This is a genomic window from Caballeronia sp. LP006, from assembly GCF_031450995.1.
Taxonomy (GTDB): domain Bacteria; phylum Pseudomonadota; class Gammaproteobacteria; order Burkholderiales; family Burkholderiaceae; genus Caballeronia.
Window position 1 is genome coordinate 173895 of sequence record NZ_JARTVW010000003.1, and the last position, 22495, is coordinate 196389.

General features: G+C 62.1%; 23 protein-coding genes. 10 read left to right on the top strand and 13 right to left on the bottom strand.

What is annotated here, in order from left to right:
* Positions 1–19 precede the first annotated feature (19 nt).
* The 4 genes from P9250_RS05495 (at position 20) to P9250_RS05510 (ending at position 4430) form a co-directional block, all read left to right on the top strand.
* Positions 20–1045, top strand: a complete 1026-nt coding sequence (locus tag P9250_RS05495; RefSeq protein WP_310391628.1) for a hydroxyacid dehydrogenase — start codon at positions 20–22, stop codon at positions 1043–1045.
* Positions 1042–1836, top strand: a complete 795-nt coding sequence (locus P9250_RS05500; RefSeq protein WP_244829840.1) for an amidohydrolase — start codon at positions 1042–1044, stop codon at positions 1834–1836. The genes P9250_RS05495 and P9250_RS05500 overlap by 4 nt, the downstream gene beginning before the upstream one ends.
* A gap of 48 nt (positions 1837–1884) precedes the next feature.
* Complete coding sequence (locus tag P9250_RS05505; RefSeq protein WP_310391630.1) at positions 1885–2583, top strand: SDR family oxidoreductase; 699 nt, start codon at positions 1885–1887, stop codon at positions 2581–2583.
* 245 nt (positions 2584–2828) lie between these two features.
* A complete protein-coding gene (locus P9250_RS05510) occupies positions 2829–4430 on the top strand; it encodes a tetratricopeptide repeat protein (RefSeq protein ID WP_310391632.1) in 1602 nt (533 codons plus the stop codon).
* Positions 4431–4494: 64 nt separating this feature from the next.
* Here the strand turns inward: P9250_RS05510 and P9250_RS05515 are convergent, their stop codons facing one another.
* From P9250_RS05515 to P9250_RS05560, 10 genes are all read right to left on the bottom strand, one after another.
* Complete coding sequence (locus P9250_RS05515; protein WP_244829838.1) at positions 4495–5538, bottom strand: sensor domain-containing diguanylate cyclase; 1044 nt, start codon at positions 5536–5538, stop codon at positions 4495–4497.
* An 86-nt stretch (positions 5539–5624) separates the two neighbouring features.
* Complete coding sequence (locus tag P9250_RS05520) at positions 5625–6827, bottom strand: cyclopropane-fatty-acyl-phospholipid synthase family protein (protein ID WP_310391634.1); 1203 nt, start codon at positions 6825–6827, stop codon at positions 5625–5627.
* Between the two features lie 18 nt (positions 6828–6845).
* Positions 6846–7655, bottom strand: a complete 810-nt coding sequence (locus P9250_RS05525) for a DUF1365 domain-containing protein (protein WP_309846675.1) — start codon at positions 7653–7655, stop codon at positions 6846–6848.
* Complete coding sequence (locus tag P9250_RS05530) at positions 7640–8941, bottom strand: NAD(P)/FAD-dependent oxidoreductase (protein WP_244829835.1); 1302 nt, start codon at positions 8939–8941, stop codon at positions 7640–7642. Before P9250_RS05530 ends, P9250_RS05525 begins: the two co-directional genes overlap by 16 nt.
* Before the next feature lie 112 nt (positions 8942–9053).
* Positions 9054–9653 carry a lipocalin family protein gene (locus tag P9250_RS05535; protein ID WP_244829834.1) on the bottom strand — a complete coding sequence of 200 codons (600 nt, stop codon included), beginning with the start codon at positions 9651–9653 and terminating at the stop codon, positions 9054–9056.
* Complete coding sequence (locus P9250_RS05540) at positions 9650–10792, bottom strand: class I SAM-dependent methyltransferase (protein ID WP_310391638.1); 1143 nt, start codon at positions 10790–10792, stop codon at positions 9650–9652. Before P9250_RS05540 ends, P9250_RS05535 begins: the two co-directional genes overlap by 4 nt.
* Before the next feature lie 16 nt (positions 10793–10808).
* On the bottom strand, positions 10809–11597 hold the full coding sequence (locus P9250_RS05545) for a DUF1295 domain-containing protein (RefSeq protein ID WP_310391640.1): 789 nt from the start codon (positions 11595–11597) through the stop codon (positions 10809–10811).
* A 232-nt stretch (positions 11598–11829) separates the two neighbouring features.
* A complete protein-coding gene (locus P9250_RS05550; protein WP_244829831.1) occupies positions 11830–12558 on the bottom strand; it encodes an anti-sigma factor domain-containing protein in 729 nt (242 codons plus the stop codon).
* Positions 12555–13169 (bottom strand): sigma-70 family RNA polymerase sigma factor, encoded by a 615-nt coding sequence (locus tag P9250_RS05555; RefSeq protein ID WP_244829830.1) that lies wholly within the window; start codon positions 13167–13169, stop codon positions 12555–12557. The genes P9250_RS05550 and P9250_RS05555 overlap by 4 nt, the downstream gene beginning before the upstream one ends.
* A gap of 188 nt (positions 13170–13357) precedes the next feature.
* Complete coding sequence (locus P9250_RS05560; RefSeq protein WP_250469053.1) at positions 13358–14266, bottom strand: LysR family transcriptional regulator; 909 nt, start codon at positions 14264–14266, stop codon at positions 13358–13360.
* A gap of 125 nt (positions 14267–14391) precedes the next feature.
* Here P9250_RS05560 and P9250_RS05565 point away from each other — a divergent pair, with 125 nt between their 5' ends.
* Positions 14392–15153 carry an SDR family NAD(P)-dependent oxidoreductase gene (locus P9250_RS05565; RefSeq protein ID WP_244829828.1) on the top strand — a complete coding sequence of 254 codons (762 nt, stop codon included), beginning with the start codon at positions 14392–14394 and terminating at the stop codon, positions 15151–15153.
* Positions 15154–15176: 23 nt separating this feature from the next.
* Here the strand turns inward: P9250_RS05565 and P9250_RS05570 are convergent, their stop codons facing one another.
* Positions 15177–15620, bottom strand: a complete 444-nt coding sequence (locus tag P9250_RS05570) for an SET domain-containing protein (RefSeq protein ID WP_250469065.1) — start codon at positions 15618–15620, stop codon at positions 15177–15179.
* Between the two features lie 397 nt (positions 15621–16017).
* Between P9250_RS05570 and P9250_RS05575 the strand changes: the two genes are divergently transcribed.
* Positions 16018–16308, top strand: coding sequence for a hypothetical protein (locus tag P9250_RS05575; protein WP_250469068.1), 291 nt, complete (start codon positions 16018–16020; stop codon positions 16306–16308).
* Between the two features lie 12 nt (positions 16309–16320).
* Here the strand turns inward: P9250_RS05575 and P9250_RS05580 are convergent, their stop codons facing one another.
* Positions 16321–17337, bottom strand: a complete 1017-nt coding sequence (locus P9250_RS05580; RefSeq protein WP_310391644.1) for an alpha/beta fold hydrolase — start codon at positions 17335–17337, stop codon at positions 16321–16323.
* A 292-nt stretch (positions 17338–17629) separates the two neighbouring features.
* Between P9250_RS05580 and P9250_RS05585 the strand changes: the two genes are divergently transcribed.
* Complete coding sequence (locus P9250_RS05585) at positions 17630–18019, top strand: hypothetical protein (RefSeq protein ID WP_310391646.1); 390 nt, start codon at positions 17630–17632, stop codon at positions 18017–18019.
* A 25-nt stretch (positions 18020–18044) separates the two neighbouring features.
* Here the strand turns inward: P9250_RS05585 and P9250_RS05590 are convergent, their stop codons facing one another.
* The gene (locus tag P9250_RS05590; protein WP_244829823.1) at positions 18045–18359 is read right to left on the bottom strand and encodes a hypothetical protein; all 315 of its coding nucleotides are present in this window, start codon (positions 18357–18359) and stop codon (positions 18045–18047) included.
* Between the two features lie 332 nt (positions 18360–18691).
* On the opposite strand from P9250_RS05590, the gene P9250_RS05595 reads away from it, so the two are divergent.
* From P9250_RS05595 to P9250_RS05605, 3 genes are all read left to right on the top strand, one after another.
* Positions 18692–18979, top strand: coding sequence for a hypothetical protein (locus tag P9250_RS05595; RefSeq protein ID WP_244829822.1), 288 nt, complete (start codon positions 18692–18694; stop codon positions 18977–18979).
* A gap of 20 nt (positions 18980–18999) precedes the next feature.
* The gene (locus P9250_RS05600; RefSeq protein WP_244829821.1) at positions 19000–20796 is read left to right on the top strand and encodes an ATP-dependent DNA helicase RecQ; all 1797 of its coding nucleotides are present in this window, start codon (positions 19000–19002) and stop codon (positions 20794–20796) included.
* Positions 20797–21311: 515 nt separating this feature from the next.
* Positions 21312–22466: a porin gene (locus P9250_RS05605; protein ID WP_310391651.1), complete on the top strand. Its 1155-nt coding sequence runs from the start codon at positions 21312–21314 to the stop codon at positions 22464–22466.
* Positions 22467–22495 lie beyond the last annotated feature (29 nt).

Consider the following 22495-nt stretch of genomic DNA (forward strand, 5'->3'; position numbering starts at 1 on the left):
AGCCCTTCAGGACCGAGACATGAACAAGGTTTTCGTGAGTCATCCCCGGCACATGCTGGAACACTATTTCGGCGCACGCGCGAGCGCGGCGCTCGACGCCATCGCCGATGCGACCTACAACACGGAAGACCGCGAACTCACGACCGCCGAACTCATCGCGGCCGCGCGCGATGCCGACGTGATCATCGGCTACCGGCAGACCCCCGCGCCACGCGAACTGTTCGCAGCCTTGCCGCGGCTTGCCGCGTTCGTGCGCTGCGCGGTGGATATCCGTACCGTCGATGTCGATGCCGCCAGCGATCATGGCGTGCTCGTCACGCAGGCGAGCGCGGGCTTCGTGCCGGCGGTATCGGAATGGGTAATCGGCGCGATGATCGATCTGGGCCGCGCCACCACGGCTTATGCGTCGGCATACCATCGCGGAGAGATGCTGGCGCCGAAGATGGGTCGCGAGTTGCGCGGCAGCACGCTCGGCGTGATCGGCTACGGGCAGATCTCGCGCTATCTGTGCGAGCTTGCGCTGGCGTTCGGCATGCGCGTGGTCGTGTCCGATCCGCACGCGAATATCGACGATGATCGCCTGAGTCAGAGCGATCTTCCGGCCTTGCTCGCCGCCGCCGACTTCGTGGTGTGCCTCGCGCCCGCGAACGATGCGACGCGCAATCTGATGAACGCGCAAGCCTTCGCGACGATGAAGCCGGAGGCGTATTTCATCAATGCGGCGCGCGGCGAACTCGTCGACGACAATGCCTTGCTGGCCGCGCTGCAAAGCGGCCGTCTTGCGGGCGCGGCGCTCGACGTGGGGCGTGCGCCGGACCAGATGCCTTCGCCGGCGCTTTGCGCGCACGAACGTGTCATCGCGACGCCGCATGTCGGCGGCCTCACGCCGGCTGCGATCGAGCATCAGTCGATGGAAACCGTCGCGCAAACCGAAGCGCTGTTTCAAGGGCGCATGCCGATGGGCGCGGTCAATCCACGGCATGCGTTCAGGCTCGCGCAGCGTGAAGCGCCGAAAGTCGACGCCATTTCGAGCGACGCGCGATGAACGCCTGCGATTGCCACCTCCACGTCTACGACGACGCTTACCCGCTTGCACCGAGCGCAACGTTCCGGCCGCCATCGGCGCCTGCATCGGCTTATCGCGAAGTACAGCGCGCGTTGGGCTTGTCGCGTGCGATCGTCGTGCAGCCGACCGGCTACGGCTTCGACAATCGCTGCACGCTCGCGGCCATCGAACAACTGGGCAAGGGCGCACGCGGCATCGCGGTCGTTCCGCCCGACGTCGACGATGCCGAATTGCAACGTCTGCACGAAGCCGGCATACGCGGCGTGCGCTACATGATGTTTCCTGGCGGGCTGCTTGCGTGGGACAGCATCGAGGCGATGTCGGCACGTATCGCGCCGCTTGGCTGGAACATCGATCTTCAGCTCGACGGACACACGCTGCCGCAATTTGAGGCGCTGCTCGCGCGTTTGCCGTCGAAGCTCGTGATCGATCATATCGGCAAGTTTCAGGGGCCGGTCACGCCTGCAAGCGATGGCTTCGCGTCCCTATGCCGCCTGCTCGACGGACCGCGCTGCTGGATCAAGCTCTCGGCGCCTTACGAGAGTTCACGCAGCGGTGCGCCGGAATACGACGACATCGCACCGATCGTGCGCACACTGGCCGCGCGCTATCCGCAGCGCGGCGTGTGGGCGTCGAACTGGCCGCATCCGAACGTGCAGCCGGTTCCGGATAACGCGAGCCTGCTCGACTGGTTTTCTCATTGCATGCCCGATGAAGCCACGCGCGGCAAAATCCTCGTCGATAACCCCGCCGAGCTTTACGAATTCTGAAGCCTGTTCCATCCTATGCTTGAACAGCCACGGCTCAAGGAGCACGCGATGAACACACTCGAAGGAAAGACCGTTGTCATCACTGGCGGCTTCGGCAGTCTGGGGCTTGCGACCGCGCGCGTGCTGGCCGAGCGCGGGGCACGAATCGCGCTCATCGGCAAGGACGCGCGGCACGACCCGTTGCCCGCGCCGCTTGCGGATGCGTTCATCGTCACGGGCGCCGATTTGTCGGATGCAAAAGCCGCGCAAGCCGCGTTCGACGCGATTGCGCAAAAGCTCGGCGGCGTGCAGGCGCTGGTGAACGTGGCGGGCGCGTTTCGCTGGGAAACCATTGCGGATGGCAGCGTGGACACATGGAACCTCATGTTCGATGTGAACGTGAAGACGGCGCTCAACGCATCGAAGGCGGCCCTCGGGCTCATGCGCGAGGGCGGCGGGCGAATCGTCAACGTGGGCGCGCTGGCGGCGTTGAAAGCGGGAGCGGGGATGGGCGCTTATGCGGCTTCGAAGGCGGCGCTTCTGCGTCTGACCGAAGCGCTTGCCGAAGAGCTCAAGGATCGAGCCATTACCGTGAACGCGATCCTGCCTTCGATTATCGATTCCGCACAGAATCGCGCCGATATGCCATCGGCGGATTTCTCGCGCTGGGTGCAGCCGGAGGAACTCGGCGCGGTGATCGCGTTTCTCTTGTCGGACGATGCACGCTCGATCACGGGCGCGGCGATTCCGGTGGCGGGGCGGGTTTGAGCACGCTCAATCGTCCGGCTCTGTACTCTGCAGCCAATGATCTGGCGCATGTGCGCTTCATCAATCGCCTCCTCTCGACAACCGCTTGAAGAATTTTGTCGCTGCCCTATCCTTTCTGCGTCGAGTGTCCGAAGCTACGCAACCACGGCGAACCAATATTCGCCAAGCCGCCCGTTTTTGAAACCCAAGGGCCGGTGCAGCGACAGTTTTAGCAACTGAACTACCTGAGAATGACGCAACACGCAATGATGGACGATCTTCAAAAGCAAGCAGAACTACTCCGTCAGAAGCTTAACCAAGCTCCGAACTCGCCAGCCGCCCATAACAACCTTGCCCTAGTGCTTCGCCGATTGGGCCAAACATCGGAATCCGAAGCGCTGCTTCGAAAAGCTTCAGCCCTGAATCCAAATTCGCCGGATATAGCGTTTAATTTGGGCCTTGTACTACTCGACGAAAAGCGCAACGAAGAAGCAGAGTCGGCATTTCGTCGCGCGCTCGAACTTCGACCGGGCTATGCCGAAGCAAGCCTCGTGTTAGGTGCTTTGACCAAGAGTTCGGGTCGTGTCGTGGAGAGCGAAGCGCTTCTGCGGGTGGCTATCGCCGGGCTTCCTCACTCGGTCAATGCTCACGAGTCGCTTGGAGACGTGCTCCGTTTGTTAGGAAGATGCGATGAAGCCGAGGCCGAACTGCGTCAAGCGTTGTCGTTGAACCCGGCCTCTTTTGAGGCGAACATCTCGCTCGGACTCGTACTGTATGCGCTCAATCGCCTGCCTGAGGCTGAAGCTGCCGCCAGACAGTCGCTCGCGTTGCGCCCGGGCAGCGTGCGTGCCCGCTTGATGCTCGGCCTGACGTTGCTGAAGGACGGAAAATATAAAGACGGACTGATGAATTTCGAGTCTCGTTATGAGGAGTCGCCGGAGTGGGAAGCGGCTGGCGCGGTATCTCCCTACGTACAGGCGTCGAGGATTCCGATTGCGATGTGGCGAGGGGAATCACTTGAGGGCAAGTCGCTCGTCATCGCGCCTGAGCAAGGGTTAGGCGATGCAATCCAGTGCATTCGCTTCGTGCCGTTACTTCGACGGCTTGGAGTCTCCAAACTGACCGTGGTGTGCGACGCCGCGCTCATGCGCCTGTTTTCTCTCGTCGATGGCGTGGATGCCGTGAGCGATGTCAGTCATCCGCAAGAACTGTCCGGATGCGATTTCTGGTGCTACATGATGAGTCTGCCTCATAGGCTCGGCATCACACTGGACATGCTGCATTCGAACGGACGCTACATCGACGTCCCTGAAGAGAATGTGCAGTTTTGGAAACAGCGGATCAACGCGTCATTAACGAATGGCAGATACAAGATCGGGCTTGCTTGGAGCGGTTCAAACGATCTTGGCAACCCTTCGTCGGTGCTTCCGCCCGAGTTACGCGACAACATTCGCCGTTCCGTGCGCCTCCAACAACTTCTTCCTCTTCTTCGTATTTCGCAGTGTACGTTTTTCAGTCTCCAGAAAGGCGGAGAAGAAAGACAGCTCGCCGAGATTCCCGAAGCCGTTCGACCTCTCGACCTTATGAGCAATGTTACCGATTTTCTCGACACGGCCGCGATCATCGAGAATCTGGATCTCGTCATCACCGTGGATACCTCGGTTGCGCACTTGGCTGGCGCGCTCGGCAAGCCGGTGTGGATACTGTCGCGATTCGACGGCGACTGGCGTTGGCTGCTCGATCGCGAAGACTCGCCGTGGTACGCCTCCGCGCGCGTTTTCACGCAAAAGACACGCGGCGACTGGGATGAGGTGATCGCTGGAGTAAAGGAGCGGCTGACAGCACTTTGCAGTGGCTTGAGCGGGTAAGGGTTTCCAACTCCGCGTCGAGGCGTTCGAAAGCCTTTACTGTGTCGAGAGGCAGTGCTACACCTCATCGCGACTGCAACCTGAACGCCTCCCCACGAATCCCCGCCCGATCCACGGACGCGATGCGATTGCGCCCGTGTTCCTTCGCCTGATAAAGCTGTGCATCGGTCAGATTGATGAACGTCGTCGGATCGATGCCATCGGTCGGCACGACGGTGCCCACGCCGAAACTCGCCGTCACGCGCTGATTATGCGGCGAGCGCAGATGCGCGATGTCTTCATCCGCGATCAATTCCCGGCAGCGCTCGGCAATACGCATGACCGCTTCTGCGTCGGTATCCGCGAGCACGAGCACGAACTCCTCACCGCCGAAACGGCCGAGAAAATGCCGTGGCCCGGCCGCCTCGGCGAGCACGCGGGCAACGCGCTTCAGGCATTCGTCGCCTTGCAGATGGCCGTAGTAATCGTTGAAGGACTTGAAGAAGTCGATATCCACCATCACGAGCGACAACGGTTTGCCCGACTCCTTCGCGGCCTGCCATTCGCGCTGCATCACGTTGTCGAACATGCGGCGATTGCCGACGCCCGTGAGGCCGTCGCTCAGCGACAGATGTTCCAGTTCCTTATGCAGGCGCGCGAGTTCTTCCTCGGTGCGCTTGCGTTCGCTGATGTCGAACATGAAGCCAATGAGCGAATCCACGCCGCCTGCCTCGTTGCGCACCACATGCACGACATCGCGCAGCCAGACATAGCCGCCATCCTTGGTCAACGCGCGATAGTCCGCTTCGTGATCCGTGCCCGCCTGCGACTGCGCCACGCAGAAGTTCACGACCGCCTCGCGATCGTCGGGATGCATGCGCGCGGCCCAGTCGTTGACGTCCTTCCACGACGATGGCGCCCAGCCCAGCAACGCCTCGATCTGCGGTCCGATATACGCGAACTGCATGGTGGCCCAATCGATCTTCCACGGAATCGCCTTGGTCGATTCGAGCAGCGTTCGATAGACCGCGTGATCGTCTTCGCCGAGCGCGCGTTCGGCTGGCGCGAGCGTGTCTTCGTGGCGCAGGAATTCAGCCTTGAGCGGGCTTTCAAATGGGTCTTGGCTCATCGTGTCGGTCGGAATGGTTCGTTGCGCGTGTTTACGGCCGTTAAGCGCACGTCTTTAACGCATTGGTTCCGCCCTGTCCCGAAGCCTTACCGCACCACGAAATGCATCACATCGATCCGCCCTTCACCAAAGCCCGCCTCGCAAAAAGCCAGATACAGCCGCCACGTGCGAATGAACGCATCGTCGAAACCAAGCGCACGCACTGCGTCGAGCCGCGCTTCGAAAGCGGCGCGCCAGTGATGCAGCGTGCGCGCATAGTCCGCGCCGAACGCAAGCGACGGCGCCGCGTTCATCCCCGCTTTCTGCGCCGCCTGCACGAAGCGCTCGGGACTCGGCAACATGCCGCCAGGGAAAATCTGCTCGCGGATGAAATCGCTCGACGCGCGATACGCCAGAAAACGCGCATCCTCGATCGTGATCGACTGCACCAGCGCCAGCGCGCCCGGCGCGAGACAGCGGCGCAGCGTGCGGAAGTACGTGGCCCAGAAGCGCTCGCCAACCGCCTCGAACATTTCGATCGACACGATGGCGTCGTATTGCTCACGCAGATCGCGATAATCGCGTAGCTCGATATCGACGAGTGCGCTCAAACCCTCGCGTTCCATGCGCTCGCGCGCGAACGCATGCTGCGCCGCCGATATCGTCACGCCATGCACGCGAATGCCCTCGCGCGCCGCATGCCGCGCGAAACCGCCCCAGCCGCAGCCAATCTCGAGCACGCGCATGCCCGCGCGCAAGCCGAGTGTCTCGACGATGCGCCGGTACTTGCGTTCCTGCGCCGCTTCGAGCGAGAGGCTCGCGTCGCCGTCGAACCACGCGCTCGAATAGGTCCACGTGGGGTCGAGCCAGAGCGCGTAAAAGTCGTTGCCGATGTCGTAATGCGCGTGGATATTACGACGGCTGCCGGCGCGCGTGTTGGGCCGCAGCCGATGCCTGACGTTATGCACGCACTGCGCGATCCAGCCACCGTTCACGGTACGCTCGACGACCTTCTGATTGCGCATCGCGAGCCGCAATACCGCGGCGGGATCGGGCGTATCGAGCCAGTGATCGCGATACGCCTGCGCAAAGCCGATATCGCCCGAACGGAGAATGGCCCGGCACGCGCGCCAGTCGTGTAGGTGCAGCGTGGCCGCGGGCTGCTGCAGGGCATCGCCGAATACACAGCGGTCGCCGTCGGGCGTGACGAGCACGAGATGACCCACGCGTATGCGTTTGAGGAGGCCCATGAAAAGCCGCGCCGAAAGCGGCATGCCCGCCTGCGCGGAAATCGTCCGCAAAAGATTCATGTCTAGCCTTGTGTTTTGTTATTCGGTCCGTTCTTTCATCGCGTTCGGGTCCTCGGCCGATGGCGGATGTCTGCCGTGGAACGGCACGCGCTTGATCCAGAGCCGAAGCGCCTGCCAGTAAATGCGCGCGACGACGGCGACAGCCAGCAGCGGCTGGCTCAATAGCGTGCGCAAGGCAAGCGGGCCGGTTAGCGGCCGCGCCTTCAGGCCGATTGCCGTGCGAATCAATAGCCCGTCGCGGTCGCGATAGTCGATCGCGACCGACAGCCGGTCGCCATGCCGCCGCACGCGAAAGGCATAGTCGCCATCGACGTCGCAGAAAGGGGATACGTGCAGCGTCTTGCGGCAGGCGAGCTCGGTGTCATCGACGATAGGCGCGTGGTCCGGCGCGCTCAAGAGATAGCCGCGATGCCCGCCGAAGGTGTTGCGCACGTCCGCGTACAGCGCGCGCAAGTTGCCCGCGCGGTCATGGCAGAACCAGAAGCTCACGGGATTGAAAGCATGGCCGAAGACGCGCGGAATGGAGAGCAACCGGATTTCGCCATCGGCGGGAATCGCGGCATCGGCGAGGCGGGCGCGCATCCAGGTTTGCAGATCGCTGCCATCGCGCGGACCGAAGTCGCGCTGGAAAAACGCGAACGGCCGAACCTGGTCGATGCCGAACCACGCACGCTTCACTTCGCCAAGGCGCGCGAGGTCGCAAGAGACATAACAAACCGGATACTCGAAGCGATGATGCACCGGCCGCAGGCGCTCGTGCATCACGCGGCCCGTGAGCAAACGTGCTGCCTCGCCGTGGCCGCGCGCGACCTTCACAAGCGCGCCCATTCCGGTTCCACGCCGAAGTCCCGCGCTATCCTCAACGCCGACTTCAGGCCGTCCTCGTGAAAGCCGTATCCGGTCCACGCACCCGCGAACCAGGTGTTGTGCACGCCCTGTATCTCGGGCAGGCGCTGCTGCGCATCCACGGCGGCGAGATCGAGCAGCGGATGCTCGTATTCGTAGCGGCCGAGTTCGCTGCCTGGCGCGGGTTCATCGACGGGATTGAGCGTCACGATCACCGGTGTCTCGAACGGCAGCGGCTGAAGCTGATTGAGCAGATAGCTCACGCACACCGGTTCGGCCTCACCGTGGCCCGCCCACGCGCGCGCGCCGAGATAGTTCCACGCCGACCACACGCGGCGGCGGCGCGGCAGCAACGCGCGATCCGTATGCAGCACGGCGAGATTGCGCTGATAGCGCACGGCAGAAAGCAATGTGCGCTCGCTGGCCGAAGCGTCGTCGAGCAGATGCAGGCTCGTTGGCGCGTGGGTGGCGAGGACGAGAGCATCGAAACGCTCGGGTCCGGCGTCATCGGTCATGACGACGACGCCTTCGTCATCGCGACGGATACCGCGCACGGGCGTGCCGATGCGCACATCGTCGAGCGTTGCCGCGATACGCCGCACATACTCGCGTCCGCCGCCCGTCACGGTGCGCCACCGCGGCCGATTGTTGACCTGCAAGAGCGCGTGATTGAGACAGAAGCGCAGAAAGGTCGCGGCGGGAAAACGCAAGATGTCGCTGGCGGCGCTCGACCAGATCGCGGCGGCCATCGGCAGAAGATAGTGACGCTGAAACGGCGCGCCATAACCGCCTTCGAGCAGCAACTCGCCGACCGAACACCGGTTGAGCGTTGCACGCTCCAAATGCTGCTGCGCCGCTGCATTGAAGCGCAGAATGTCGCGCAACATGCCGATGAACGCGGGCGAAAACAGATTGCGCCGCTGCGCGAAGACCGTGTTCAGACTCGTGCCTGCCCATTCGAGCCGCCCGCCATCGAGCGACACGGAAAACGACATGTCGCTTTGATGCGTCGCCACGCCGAGTTCGGCGAGCATCGCGATCAGGTTCGGATACGTGCGCTCGTTGAAGACGAGAAAGCCGGTATCCACGGGATGCCGTTTACCATCCAGTTCCACGTCCACGGTGTTGGTATGGCCGCCGAGATAATCCGCGGATTCGAACAACGTCACGCGATGCTTGCGCGCGAGCAGCCACGCGCTCGCCAGTCCGGCGATTCCCGCGCCGACCACGGCGATGCGCTGACCTTGTCCTGGTGCTCTTCGGTTCATGTCGAGAGGTCTCCTCGCGCCGAGTGGGCCATTGCGGGCAGCGGTCAAACGTGTCGTCGCAAATCAATACGATGCGGCGCGCCCGCCGGATGCAAATGGCATGCAAAGGTTTTCAGTCGCCCTGTCCGGGACTCTGAAAGCCTGGCTGTCCGATCTGCTCGGGGCTTTGCGGCACGCGCCGGAACTGCGTCGTGTCGTATCCCATTGCGTCCAGACGCGCGAGGAGCGAGCGATACGTCTCGTCGTTCATGGTCGGCTCGCGCGAGAAGATCCAGCCGAGCTTCTTGTTGGGATAGCCGAGAATGGTGTAGCGATAATCCGGATCGACATAAAGCGTCATCTGCGTCACGTGGATCGGCCAGAAGATGCGTACGCTCCATTCGCCGCCGCCGCTGCCGGGCTTCACCGAATCGAGAAACTGATGATGCGTTTCGGGCGCGTCGAAGCCCTTCTTGCGGCCGAAGAACTCGTCGACGATCTTGCCGTCGTCGCGCAAGGTCCACATGACATGGCTCGCGACGAAATCGCGTTCGGCGAAGTAGGGGATATTCGCGATCACGAACCAGCGTCCCATATAGCGCGGCAGATCGACAGGCACGCTTTGCAAAGGCTGTTCGGCGCGCGGGTTCGGATTCGGCGGACCATTCGAGCAGCTTGCAACCAGCAGGATGATGCCCGCGCCAGCGAGCGCGGCAATGAGTGCGCGTTTCATGAGATGACCTTTGACTGAAGAGTGTTCGGCCGAGTGTTCAGTCGCTTCTCGAACAGGTAGTGCGCGACGCCCCACTCACTACCGGACGCATAGCCGAACAGTTCGGACACTGCCATATAAAACATGCGCCAGCGTTGCAGCCAGAGTGCGGCGTCGTCGCCATAAGTGTTCTGAAGCATCGGCATGACGCGAGCGCGCGCCGCGTCGAGCGCGGCGAGCCAGAGATCGGCCGTGCGCGCGTAGTGCGAGCCGTTGACCCACCATTGGCGCGTCACGCGCAAATCGTCCTGGAAGTTGAGCAGCAGCGCGGCGGACGGCATGGTTCCGCCGGTGAAGAAATAGCGCGACATCCAGTCCGAACTGTCGCGCGAGGAGAAGTGATAAGCGAGCGTGCGATGCGCGAAGATATGCACGAAGAGCTTGCCGTCGTCGGCGAGCCAGCGCGCAATCTTTTCGAGCAGCAGGCCGTAATTCTTCATGTGCTCGAACATTTCGACCGACAGGATGCGGTCGAACGCGACGGCGTCGCCATCGGCGGGGAAGTCGAAATCGACGATATTGCCGGTCGTGACCAGCAGGTTCGTGAGACCGCGCTGGGCCGCGCGAGCCTCGATGAACGCGCGCTGCCCATGCGAATTCGACAACGCGACGATGCGCGCATTCGGGTAACGCTCGGCAAGCCACAACGCGAGCGAGCCCCAGCCGCAGCCGAGATCGAGAATGCGCTGGCCATCGGCGAGTTGCGCGCGTTCGGCATAGCTTTCGAGCATCGCGATCTCGCTTTGTGCGAGCGTTTCCTGGCCGCTCGGAAAATAGCCACACGAATATTTGAGGCGCGGCCCGAGATGAGCTTCGAAGAACGCGCCCGGCAACTCGTAATGCTGTGTGTTGGCAGCTTGCGTTTCGATGGCAATGGGGCTCGTGCGCAAATCGGCCAGCAGCGTATCGAGCGCTTGCGTGCGGCGCTCGCCGTCGCCCGCGTGTTCGTCGCGCAGACGCTGGCGGATGAAAGCGCGCATGCCGGCGCGCACCAGCGTGTCGGGAAGCCAGCCGCGTTCGCAGAGGCGGATCATCCAGCTTTCGTCCAACGGGGGATTCGAATTGTCGAGCGGGCTGGCCTGTCGTGTCGATGCGTTCATCGGCAAAATCCTCGGGTTATGAATGCACGGGCGGCTTCGGCGGCCACGGCACCAGCACGCTGGTCGTGCGCATGTAGTCGCGATAACCGTCGCGCGTTTCGGCAAGCCGCGCTTCGAGCAGCGGAATGCCCGACACCTTGATAAGGAGCCACGCCATCAACAGCGGCGGCGCGATGGTGAGCCAGCTCCACGGCAGGCCGATCGAGAGCACCGCGTAGGCAACCCAGTGCACGCACTCGAAGAAATAGTTGGGATGACGCGAGTAACGCCAGAGGCCGTCGCGGCACACCTTGCCGTGATGCGATGGGTCGGCGGCAAAGCGCTTCAACTGACGGTCGGCCAGCGCTTCGCCTGCCACGGCGATGATCCACACCACGACCGCCGCCGCGATAGCCACCGGATGCGCGGGCTCGACCGAATATGCGGGCACGAAGAACGCGAGCGCGAGCAAGATGGAGATGAGCACCTGCAACTGGAAGAACCAGAACATGTTGCGCGCCGCTGCCGCGCCCCAGCGTTCACGAAACGCGTGATAACGCGGGTCTTCGGGTTTGCCGTGATTGCGCCGCCACAGATGCAAGGCAAGGCGCGCGCCCCAGACGCATCCGCCAGCCGCGACGCATAGACGATTGATGGACGCGCCAGTCCCGGCCACCGCGATAAATAGCGCGACGAGTGCGAGCGATGCCGCCCAGATCGGATCGATCATGCCGGCGTTTTTCGAGCGCAATTGCCAGAGCCATACGGCGCTGAAGAGCAGCACGAGGCCGACGAAGGCAATCAGGAAGGAGACGACAACGGGCATGCGAAGCTCCACGAACATGCGTTCGATAGAGCAATACGGATGCCGGTTTGGGATGGATGCAGTTAGAGCGCGTCTTGTTGACGGCGAACGAAAACTCGACGTCGGCGTGGGCGTTGGTTCGTCGGATACCGATGAAGCAGGCTTGTTAAGCGGCGCGACGACTACTTTCGATCGCGAAACCAAGCGGTGCGCTGCAAAGAATGCAAGCGCACCGCCTATGTAACGTAGCGCGTTACGTGCCGCGAATCTCGCCCGTGCCGATCACGGGACCGGTCGGCGCACCGGTCGGCGATCCGCCCGGCGGTTCCACCGACACCGCCAGCACCGCCTTGTTGCTCAGGAGCGCCATGATCTCGGGCGGAAGGTTCATGGTCGCAGGCGTGTTCGACGGGAATACGCCTAGCGCGATCGGCTTCGCGTCCGGCGGGATCAGCCAGAGCTCGGTCGCGCGATCCGCCGCGATGACCGATTGCACCGCCGGTACGACCACCATGCGCGAACGCGAGACATCGACGGTTGCGGTCCAGTGCGCGACGCCGTCCTTCTGCGCGATGGTCGCCACCATGTATTGCGGCGCCTGAGCGACGGTTGGCTGCGGCGGCGCTTGCGGCGCGCGCGTGAGATTCACCGCGACCAGCACCAGCGCGACGGCGCTCGCGCCGACGGCTAGCCAGCGCCACAGATCGAGGCTGTTCCACCAGCCGCTCTTCTTGGCCACCGAGCCTTCCGGCAGGAAGCCGAGATCGCGCTGGATTCGCGTCCAGATGCGTGCGGGCGGTGTCACCGGCGCGATGTCCTGCGCGAGCGGAGCGAGCCGCTCGTGCCAGTCATCCAGCGTGCGTTGCAGACCGGGATTGCGCGTCACGTCCGTTTCCAGCGCGCGGCGCTCCTGCAGGTCGAGCACGCCGAGCGCGTACTCGGCGCAGCGCAGATCGTCTTCGTTTTGGGCGGGCGTGTTCATTGTTCGAGGCACGTCCTGAGTTGCATGAGGCTTCGGCGAATCCAGCTCTTCATGGTGCCGAGCGGCACTGCCAGACGTTGCGCCAGCTCGTTATACGTCGCGCCCGTGAAGAACGCTTCGCGCACCGCGCGGCCTTGCTGCGGCTCCAGACGGTCGAGACATTGTTCGAGCCGCCGCCGCTCTTCGCTCGATTCGGCCGCGGCGGCGGGCGTCGGGGCATCGTCGGCGATTTCGGGGGTTTCGTCGTCGCCGAGCAATTCCTCGCGGCGCTGACGCATGCGGTCGATGGTGCGATTGCGCCCGAGCGTAATGAGCCAGGTGATGGCGCTGCCGCGTTCGGGATCGAAGGAATCGGCGCGACGCCAGGCGGCGGCGTAGACCTCTTGCAGGATGTCCTCGGCTTCGCCTCGGTCGTGCATCATCCGCAAGATCACGCCGAAAACGCGCGACGAGGTCACGCGGTATAACTCCGCGAACGCTTTCTGGTCTCCCTTCGCGACGCGCACGAGCATGTCGTTCAGGCGCTCGCGCCGCAACAGGCCGGCGTCGGTGTCGCTGCCGTCGTTTCGGTCGGAGTAATTGCCGGTGCTGCCGGAGGTAGTGTCCGTCATGGGCAGAATGGGTCGAGCCGCGCTCGGGGGTGAGGTCCTGCCGAAATATATCACCGTGCCGGCGCGCTGCAAGCAATCTGTCGCCAGGGCGCTATAAAGAAGCCTCGTCATGTCCGTGTCCTTCCGGCATCCCGTTCGTATTCTCAGGGAAGATACGGATCACAACGCGCACGGGATGCAAGCCGCGGCTATTCGAACGCCTCGGAAAAGCGCGCCATCGCCCAGTCGATAAACACGCGCAACCGCTGGCTCATATGCCGGTCGGGCGGATAGACGAGAAAGAACGGATAAGGCGCCGGCTGCCAGCCTTGCAGCAGCGGCACGAGTTCGCCGCGCGCGATCGCGGCATTGGCCGCATAGGCGAACGTCTGAATGACGCCGAGTCCCGCCAGCCCCGCCGCGAAGTGCGCCGTACTTTCGTTCACGCCCATGTAGCGGTTCTGCACGCCGTCCACGACGATCTTCGTCGCACCCTTTTCGAAGCGCATGGGCACGACGCGGCCCGATCGTGCCGACATGTAGTTCACCACGCGATGCCCTTTCTCCAGATCGGACGGATGCCGCGGCTTGCCGTATCGTTCGATGTAGCCGGGCGTGGCGCACGTGACGAAGCGCGCGCGTCCGAGCGGCCGGGCAACGAGCGATGGTTCGTCTGCCCGGCCGCCGCGAATCACACAGTCGACGTTGTCGCCGATCAGGTCGACCTGACGGTCGCTCACGCCGAGCCCGATGTTGATCTCCGGATATTGCGCGGTAAATTCGGGCAGCGCTGGAATGAGCACGCAACTCGCCGTGGACGAACCGATGTCGATCCGCAACCGTCCGCGTGGCCGCTTCTGCGCGGCGCTGAAGCTGGCGTCGATATCTTCGAGTTCGTGCAGAAGGCGCGTGGTGCGTTCATAGTACGCATTGCCTTCCGGCGTAACGGAGACTTGACGCGTCGTACGCTGCAGCAGCTTCATGCCGAGATGCTTTTCGAGCGAACCGACGAGCTTGCTCACGGTTGCAAGCGGCATGTCGAGCGAGCCGGCGGCGCGCGTGAACGATCCGGTTTCGACGACGCGCGCGAACACCCGGATGGCAAGAATCTGGTCCATTGATTATCTACGCAGGTGGATAAAGTAATCGCGTTCGACGACTTTATTCAACAATCCATTGTTTGTACAGTGACGTTCATGCGCTGGCGACGACGCCGGCTTAACTGATCGAATCGGAGAACATCATGACTCAAGAAACGCAAGGTAAGCTGGCAAACAAGATTGCACTGGTGACGGGCGGATCGAGCGGCATTGGTCTTGCGTCGGCGCAGGAACTGGCGGCGGAAGGTGCGACGGTGTTCATCACAGGCCGTCGTCAGGCGGAACTGGATGCGGCGGTCGCGGCCATCGGCGCGGGCGCGACGGGCATTCGCGCGGATGTATCGAAGCTCGACGATCTCGACCGCGTCTTCAGCGAAATTCGCGAGCGTGCGGGGCGGCTCGATATCGTCGTGGCGAATGCAGGCGGTGGCGACATGGTGCCGCTTTCGCAGATCGACGAGGAGCACTTCGACCGCATTTTCGGAACCAACGTGAAGGGGCTCGTGTTCACGGTGCAGAAGAGCTTGCCCTTGCTCGTGGATGGCGGCTCGGTCGTCCTGATGGCCTCGACCACTGGAATTCAAGGCACGGAAAATTTCAGCGTCTACAGCGCGAGCAAGGCGGCGGTGCGTAACTTCGCGCGCTCATGGATTCTGGATTTGAAGGATCGCGGCATTCGCGTGAACGTGGTGAGCCCGGGCCCGGTGCGCACGCCGGGGCTTGCGGGCATCGTGCCCGAAGGTCAGCAGGAAGGGTTGTATGCGCATCTGGCTTCGTCGGTGCCGCTCGCGCGACTGGGCGAGCCGCGTGAGATCGGACGCGCGGTGGTGTTTCTTGCATCCGCTGACGCAAGCTTCGTGAACGGGGCCGAGTTGTTCGTCGATGGAGGGATGGCGCAAATCTAAGCGTCGATGTTGTCCGCAAGGCACTACCTCCCCGCCGACAACATCGTTCCCCGACAGCCCGATGCCTGACATCGGCATGCATAAAGCCGCTTCATTGCCGCCGTGCGCCGTCCTTCCACCGTCAGGCGGTAATCGATGAAGAGCTCATCGCCCTTTCGAATGGGCTGGATGGCGAAGATGAAGACGCGCTCGCCGTCCTGCTCGGCTTCGCAGTTCGGCGCGCAACTGTGATTGAGCCAGCGTGCGGAGTTGCCGCCGCGTGCGCCGTCGATCACGCTGCCATCGTCGAGACCGAAGAAGAAGGTGTGACCGTCCTCGGCGGTCGAGCGTTCATGGCTGCGTTGCGCCTGCTTCCACGTCAGCCGCTGCCCCTTGTATTCGAGCAGCAGCGCGCCGGTGGGTAGATCGGCGAGGGCGAAAACGCCCCGGCCATGGACGGGAGAAGTTCGTACTGTGATTCGTCGCATGGTGTGGCGGCTCGCTTGGGTTTGCTTGAATTCGCGCGAAGACGGGAGATTTGTTTGAGCCTGTGCGCGGCGATGGTTATGATGATGCCGTCATAAATCGCTGTCACGCCCATGCACGCTGTTTTAACCCGCAGGCGCAAGAGACGCAAGCCACTCAGAGGCACGCTCGCGCGCTATCGTAACCGTATCGTCGAAGTGTTGGGAGAGGCTCGCGGCGAACGCGTCATGATTCGCTCCATTCACGACGATGGCGTCGAGCGGCGCACCGCCGTCAAGTGGATCAACCTGCTGCCGATGGATACCGAACTCTTCTGACTTGCACTACGTCCTCATTCTTCTCTCATTTTCGGCTCGCAGAATGGCTTCATCGACGAACCGGAAACAACAGGAGACGAACATGAAGACGATCAGAAACATCACGCTGGCACTGGCCTTGAGCGCCGCTTGCATGACGGCGGCAGAGGCACATCCGTTCATTGGCGTGGGTATCGTGGGCGGGCCCGTGTTTCCCGTGGCTTCCAATGCGCAGAGCGCGCCGCCGCTGCCGGTCTACCCGCACGCAATGTACTCCGGCCCCGCGCCGCTGCCGCTCGATGCACCGCCGCCCGTTTATGTGCAACCGGCCATCGGCAATATCGCGGCGATCATGGGACATGCGAACCCGGCGAACGGCATAACGGGATCGTAAGGACGCATGTGCTCAGGCCGCGAGGCTGTGCTTGCGCAGCCAATCGAGCACGATCGCAGCGATGGCGTCGCTGTTGTCGTCGGCCATGAGCGCGTGAGAGTTGCCGGTAATGCCGCGCGCGGGCAAATCGATCCATTCGACATCCGTGCCCGCCGCGGCCAGCGCGTCATGCCAGCGCCGGACGTTCGGCACCGAATCGACCCAAAACGAATGCTGATCGAGATAGTCGCCCCAAAGGAAGAGATGCGGCACATCGCGCAGAAGAGCGGCGTCGTGATCGTCAGGGGACGGCGCGCCGGATGGCTCCAGCGAGATCACCGCCTTCACGCGTTCCGGCGCATTGAGCGCGGCCGTCAGCCCGAAGTTGCCGCCCTGACTATGCGTGAGGATGATGCTGGTGTCGAGGCTCGCGATGAGCGCGTCGTAAGCATGTTGCGTGCGGGCATTGTTGGTCGCCCAGCGCGGCACGAACTGATGCATGAAGGTTTCCATCCGCCCGACAGGAAAGCGCACGCCTTCGTGCGAGCGTCTTGCCGCTTCATCCGGATGCCACGAGGCCGCCGGCCCGAAGCGGAAGGTTTCTTCCCACGCCTCGCGCGCCGTGCGAAAGTAGGGCGCTTCGGCATATACCTCGGGATACGGCGCCCACGACGCGCGTCCGCGTTCGACCGCATCGGAGACATACACATCCAGACCCGAGCGCAGGAAGAACATCTGCCAGCCGGGACGGCCGTCGGGCGTGGTCTCCCAGTTGACGCCGCTCATGCCGCCGCCATGCCAGAGCAAGAGCGGCCATCGTCCGGTGGGACGTTCGAGCCTGATGTATTGCACGTACATCTGTCCCGCGATGATCTCGCCATTCTGATCGACAGGATGCACCGCGCCGTGGTTCGTGCTGACGCGGTCGCGATGCGGCATGCCGCTTAGCGTAAGCATCTCGCCGCCGACGAAGAAGCTGCCGATGTCGCGTACCGAGATGCAGGTTTGCAACTGGCGCTGTGTGTCGGCTGCGTGGGGATGATCGGTCATGGATGGCGCCTTTTTCGGTGGGCACGCGGGATGGATCGTTCCTCATTCTAGATGCTTCCACGACGCGCACCGGCGCAATTACAAACCGCTTCACGCGGTCCCCCGGCGCGTGGTGCACACTACGCGCAGACGAATGGCTTTCGCTCGGGAACAACGGCTTATTGTGGGGCTCTAAGGGGTCGACAAACACGCGACAGTGCCTTAGGCGCCGATCGCGTCCACGACACACGCGTGCCTCGCGGCGGCTCTTTTTTCGATTGGAGCCGAGCCAAAGCGCGCCAGCTTGCGGACCATGAATACCCAACTCAGCAACGAATGCAGGACCCGGCTTTTCCGGATCACACTTGAAACGCCGGCAGAAGGCGTGGCCTTCGTCATGGCGGACAGCCGCGAAGCGGCATGGCGAATCGGCAAGACGGTGATGGCGGTCTTGCGCGGCATCGGCGTGTACGATGTCGCGCTCAAACACGTTCACTCGTTTGCCGAACTCGTCGCAATGGGCAAAGGCGATGACGAAGACCTGCGAATCTTCGAAGTGGCTTACGACGATGAAAACGGCCCGGTCTGGGCCGGCTCGCCGTACTTCCTGACTAATGATTCATCGCTGCTCGGCAAGTGGGCCGAACTTTGCGCGGATCTTGCTGCGGATGTGGCGCGTATGGCCATCCGGCGAGCGAAGTAGTCTTTGGGCCTGGAACGGACCTAACTCAGGCGGCTGCACGCCGGTTCTGAGCGTCCTCATGCGACTCGGGGTACGCAGAGTCGAGCGCGTTATCCAAAAGAGCAAGCTTGCGTTGCAGCGAGGCGACGCGATGGCACTGCGACGGGACGAGATCGTAGTCGGCATCGAGCTGGGCGATGCGTTTGTCCCAATATCCGGTCGGAAAACGTCCCGGCGCCACGTCGGGCGGCCCGGCATAGCTTGCGAGAATCAATTCCAGATGTCTGAGTTCGCTTTCCGCGAGTTGCGCGGTTCGGCGCTGTCGAAACTCGGGGATGGCGGCATCGATGCCTTTCTTCATAGTCCTTTTCCTGCTCGATTCGTAAAGTAAACATCTGAGCAATTGACGTTCCGATGGTTCGCTTTACCTTCTTCGAAATTGTTTCCAATTGAAAACCAGCTTGCGGTGAGGCTTACCTGGTCTCGTTTCCGCACCTTTTGGCTGATTTTTCTCCGAACGACCGTTCGAGGCATGGAACGCATGCAAAGCACGGAAGAATCGACGGGACATTTCTTCATTGCCTTGGCGCTTTCTTCAAGCAAGTAGTGCTGGGTCTGCTGATTGCTTTGATGCTGTTCGAAGGCAGCGCGGCAACTCCTGCATAAGCGCTAGCCTCCATCGAGGTATCGACAATGAAAAAGACAGCGTCTTCCATCCTGTGCTGCGCCGTTGCGTTGACCGGACTCATCGGCTCCATCGCGGCGCACGCTGAAGAGAGCACCGTGCCGGGCAACACGCAATCGGGCACTGGCGCATCCGGCAAGTCGGCTGGTACCGCAGGCGGCGCGGGCGCCGCAGGCAAGGCGGGCACCGATCCCACGACGCTCGCGCGTACCGAAGAGGAACGCGTGAAACAGAAGAACGCCAAGAGCAGTGGCTCTGGCAAGGCCGATTCGAAAAGAAAAGACTGGAAAGACTAAGCCCTCGCCATCTCCGACTTATGAACGATAGCCGCACACGCAAGAGCCGTTCGTCGCGACCGCTCGACGCCGAACTGGAAAAGGCACTACTCAAGGTATTCGGATTTCCGCATCTGCGGCCGGGTCAGGAAGAGGTCATTCGAAGCGTGCTCGACGGCGCCGATACGCTCGCCGTCATGCCGACAGGCGCCGGCAAATCGCTTTGCTATCAACTGCCGGCGCTGCAATTCGAGGGCATGACGATCGTGGTATCGCCGCTCATATCGTTGATGCGCGATCAGGCTGCCAAGCTCGCGGAAGCGGGCGTGGCGACGAGGGTTCTGAATAGCACGCTCAAGGCAAGCGAAGCGCGCGAAGCCATGCAGGCCATCGCCGATCATGCGGTTCGCATACTGTTCGTCACGCCCGAGCGTCTCGTCGATGCCGAGTTCAACGCAACACTTCTTGCCGATGGCATGCCCGAAGTTCCGCTCGTGGTGATCGACGAAGCGCATTGCATCTCGCAGTGGGGACACGACTTCCGTCCCGCGTACGTCGAACTCATTCATGCGGTCAAGACGCTGGGCCGACCGCCCGTGCTCGCGCTGACGGCAACCGCGACGCCCGCAGTCGTCACGGACATCGTGCGTGAATTGCAGATGCGCCACGCAAACGTGATCCATACGGGCGTGTATCGCGAGAACCTGCATTTCTCCGTCGAGCAGTTGACGAATCCCGAGGAAAAACGCGCGCGTGCAATCGAACGCGTGAGCGCAATGCAAGGCAGCGGCATTGTGTATTGCTCGACGGTGGCCGAGTGCGAGGCGCTGCATGCCGCGCTCGTCGATGCCGGCGTCGAGGCCGAGCGTTATCACGGCAAGCTTGCGGCGAGTGTACGTTCGGAAGCGCAGGACGCTTTCATGGAAGATCGCGTGCGCGTGATGGTGGCGACCAATGCATTCGGCATGGGGATCGACAAGCCGGACATTCGCTTCGTGCTGCATGCGCAGATGCCCGGCAGCCTCGATGCGTACTATCAGGAAGCAGGCCGCGCGGGCCGTGATGGCGAGCCTGCGGATTGCATTCTGCTCTTCGAGATGAAGGACAAGCAGGTTCAGCAGTTCTTTCTCGGTGGCCGCTATCCGAGTGCGGAGACTATTCGACTCGTGGCCGAAACCGTATGCAAGCTCGCCAAGGAAGACGCTGGCCACACGCTGCAGAAGCCGCTTGAACGCTTGCAGGAAGCGATGCCGAATATCGGTGCGAACAAATTGCGCGTGGCGGCAACATTGTTGAACGAACTCGGCATGACGCGGCGCACGCAGCGCGGCGGCATGAAACTCATCGACGATGGCGCGGCCTTCGCGCATCTCGATCAAGCAGCGGGCGCGTACACCGCGAGAGCGGAGCGTGACCGTGCGGTGCTGGAACGAATGATCACGTACGTGCAGAGCGCGCAATGCCGCTGGCGCATCGTGCTCGACTATTTCGCCGCCGATATCGACGATGCAAAGTCGCATGAGCTTCTGCGTCAGGCGGAGATGAATTATCGATCGCCGGAGGACGAGCTCGGCGGCAAGACATGCGGCGCTTGCGATAATTGCCTGCATCCGCCGGAGATCAGCATAAGCGCGCGTGAAGAACGTGAGCACGCACGCGTCGATGAAGCGTCGAAGCCGCTGGGCAAACTAAAGACTTTCGAAGCGGGCGATCGTGTTCGCGTGCGTCGCTATGGCGTGGGCACCGTGGAAATGATGAGCGGTGAAAGCGTTGCCGTCCGCTTCGCCGATGACTCGACGCGCACGTTCGTCGCGCAATTCGTCAAGCGCGCTTCTTAAGTTTTCGTTAGCGTTTTCTTAGCATTTCCCAAGCGCGCGGATTAAGGGCCTTAAGTCATGAAAGCGCGTTAAGCGACGCTTGAAAATCAAGCGCAATCGAAGCGTAAAAGGGCGGCTTCCTCTCGCGAAGCCGCCCCTGTCCCTGGACTGCAATTCGGAGTTCTTCAGGACATGACGAAGCGTAACAACCCGATCGCCAACAACAAACCGCATGGCTCGCAAATGGCTCTTGCGTGGATCGGTGGAATGCCGTCGTTCATGCACAACACGAAACCTCGTCTGTATTACTCGCCAAGAGACCTAAGCGTCTGAGCTTAAAGGGATATGAAGCGTCCACTTAGCTTAGTGCGGTTTTAGCAAAATATTGTTTCCTGGCGACCGCAGCGGAATAAACGAAGTGCTCACATATAGTGTCCCTCAAGTTTCTTGAGGAGCGCGCTTCTGCTTGCGCGGTAGCCTGATCTTGAAGAAGCCTGGTCTTGAACATGAACACTTAGCAGGGCACTTAGAGAACCATGAAAAAAACTCTTCTCATCGCAGGCGTTCTTGGCACATTCGCCGCAACGGCTCAGGCGCAAAGCAGCGTCACCTTGTACGGCACGCTCGACGCGGGCCTCGTCTACACCAACAACTCCGCGGGACACAGTAACTGGCAGCAAGGCAGTGGTTCGGTATCGGACACGTATTTCGGTTTGCGCGGGTCTGAAGATCTGGGTGGCGGAATGCACGCGCTTTTCAAATTAGAAAGCGGCTTCAACCTCAACAACGGCAGCTATAGCGAAAGCAACTCCATGTTCAGTCGTCAGGCGTATGTCGGCTTGCAACATGACCAGTACGGCACGATCACGCTCGGTCGCCAATACGACTCCATGGTCGATTACCTCGCGCCCTTGTCGGAACCGGGCGGCGGCTATGGCAATAACCTGACGGCGCATCCGTTCGATAACGACAACCTCGACAACTCGTTTTCGATCAAGAATGCAGTGAAGTATCAAAGCGCCAACTACGGCGGCTTCAAGTTCGGCGGCTTGTATGGCTTCAGCAATGACGCCGGCCAATTCTCGAACAATCGCGCATGGAGTGCGGGTGCTTCGTACAGCACGGGTCCGTTGAACTTTGCGGCGTCTTACCTGCAAATCAATAACTCGCGCACGGGCAATACGGGCGGCGCGGTAGCGGCGGGTCAAGGCAGCAACAACAATCTGACCGCCGATCAGCAACGCACCTTCGGCGCAGGCTTGAATTACGCTTATGGCCCGGCGACCGTCGGCTTCGTGTGGACGAATACGCATTACGATAACCTGATCGCGGCGTCGCAAGGCGGCTCCACGTTCGCGCTGCCGGGCGGCACGAACCTGCATATGAACAACTTCGAACTGAACGGCCGCTATGCGTTGACGCCTGCGCTCGATCTCGACGCGTCCTACGCGTACACCGACGGCAAGATCAACGGCGCAAACGGCTCGGGCGATCCGAAGTGGCATACGGTGTCGCTCAAGGCGGATTACTCGCTCTCGCGTCGCACGGATGTGTACGTCGAAGGCGTGTATCAGCATGCTTCGGGCCAGCTTGGCAATGCAGGCGCCAATGTCGCGATGATCAACACGTTGTCGCCTTCGACGACGCAGAATCAGGTGGCGGCGGCGGTCGGCTTGCGTCACCGCTTCTAAGCGTGCGTGCTTCGTTGTTGCCCTAGCAT

Excerpts from the sequence above, each read along its gene's own strand:
- P9250_RS05575 (WP_250469068.1), top strand. The coding sequence starts at position 16,018 with ATGAAGACGATCAGAAACATCACGCTGGCACTGGCCTTGAGCGCCGCT.
- P9250_RS05515 (WP_244829838.1), bottom strand. The coding sequence starts at position 5,538 with ATGAGCCAAGACCCATTTGAAAGCCCGCTCAAGGCTGAATTCCTGCGC.
- P9250_RS05595 (WP_244829822.1), top strand. The coding sequence starts at position 18,692 with ATGAAAAAGACAGCGTCTTCCATCCTGTGCTGCGCCGTTGCGTTGACC.
- P9250_RS05545 (WP_310391640.1), bottom strand. The coding sequence starts at position 11,597 with ATGCCCGTTGTCGTCTCCTTCCTGATTGCCTTCGTCGGCCTCGTGCTG.
- P9250_RS05500 (WP_244829840.1), top strand. The coding sequence starts at position 1,042 with ATGAACGCCTGCGATTGCCACCTCCACGTCTACGACGACGCTTACCCG.
- P9250_RS05495 (WP_310391628.1), top strand. The coding sequence starts at position 20 with ATGAACAAGGTTTTCGTGAGTCATCCCCGGCACATGCTGGAACACTAT.
- P9250_RS05530 (WP_244829835.1), bottom strand. The coding sequence starts at position 8,941 with ATGAACCGAAGAGCACCAGGACAAGGTCAGCGCATCGCCGTGGTCGGC.
- P9250_RS05590 (WP_244829823.1), bottom strand. The coding sequence starts at position 18,359 with ATGAAGAAAGGCATCGATGCCGCCATCCCCGAGTTTCGACAGCGCCGA.
- P9250_RS05510 (WP_310391632.1), top strand. The coding sequence starts at position 2,829 with ATGATGGACGATCTTCAAAAGCAAGCAGAACTACTCCGTCAGAAGCTT.
- P9250_RS05520 (WP_310391634.1), bottom strand. The coding sequence starts at position 6,827 with ATGAATCTTTTGCGGACGATTTCCGCGCAGGCGGGCATGCCGCTTTCG.
- P9250_RS05605 (WP_310391651.1), top strand. The coding sequence starts at position 21,312 with ATGAAAAAAACTCTTCTCATCGCAGGCGTTCTTGGCACATTCGCCGCA.
- P9250_RS05535 (WP_244829834.1), bottom strand. The coding sequence starts at position 9,653 with ATGAAACGCGCACTCATTGCCGCGCTCGCTGGCGCGGGCATCATCCTG.
- P9250_RS05580 (WP_310391644.1), bottom strand. The coding sequence starts at position 17,337 with ATGACCGATCATCCCCACGCAGCCGACACACAGCGCCAGTTGCAAACC.
- P9250_RS05525 (WP_309846675.1), bottom strand. The coding sequence starts at position 7,655 with ATGGGCGCGCTTGTGAAGGTCGCGCGCGGCCACGGCGAGGCAGCACGT.
- P9250_RS05600 (WP_244829821.1), top strand. The coding sequence starts at position 19,000 with ATGAACGATAGCCGCACACGCAAGAGCCGTTCGTCGCGACCGCTCGAC.
- P9250_RS05505 (WP_310391630.1), top strand. The coding sequence starts at position 1,885 with ATGAACACACTCGAAGGAAAGACCGTTGTCATCACTGGCGGCTTCGGC.
- P9250_RS05550 (WP_244829831.1), bottom strand. The coding sequence starts at position 12,558 with ATGAACACGCCCGCCCAAAACGAAGACGATCTGCGCTGCGCCGAGTAC.
- P9250_RS05565 (WP_244829828.1), top strand. The coding sequence starts at position 14,392 with ATGACTCAAGAAACGCAAGGTAAGCTGGCAAACAAGATTGCACTGGTG.
- P9250_RS05540 (WP_310391638.1), bottom strand. The coding sequence starts at position 10,792 with ATGAACGCATCGACACGACAGGCCAGCCCGCTCGACAATTCGAATCCC.
- P9250_RS05560 (WP_250469053.1), bottom strand. The coding sequence starts at position 14,266 with ATGGACCAGATTCTTGCCATCCGGGTGTTCGCGCGCGTCGTCGAAACC.
- P9250_RS05570 (WP_250469065.1), bottom strand. The coding sequence starts at position 15,620 with ATGCGACGAATCACAGTACGAACTTCTCCCGTCCATGGCCGGGGCGTT.
- P9250_RS05555 (WP_244829830.1), bottom strand. The coding sequence starts at position 13,169 with ATGACGGACACTACCTCCGGCAGCACCGGCAATTACTCCGACCGAAAC.
- P9250_RS05585 (WP_310391646.1), top strand. The coding sequence starts at position 17,630 with ATGAATACCCAACTCAGCAACGAATGCAGGACCCGGCTTTTCCGGATC.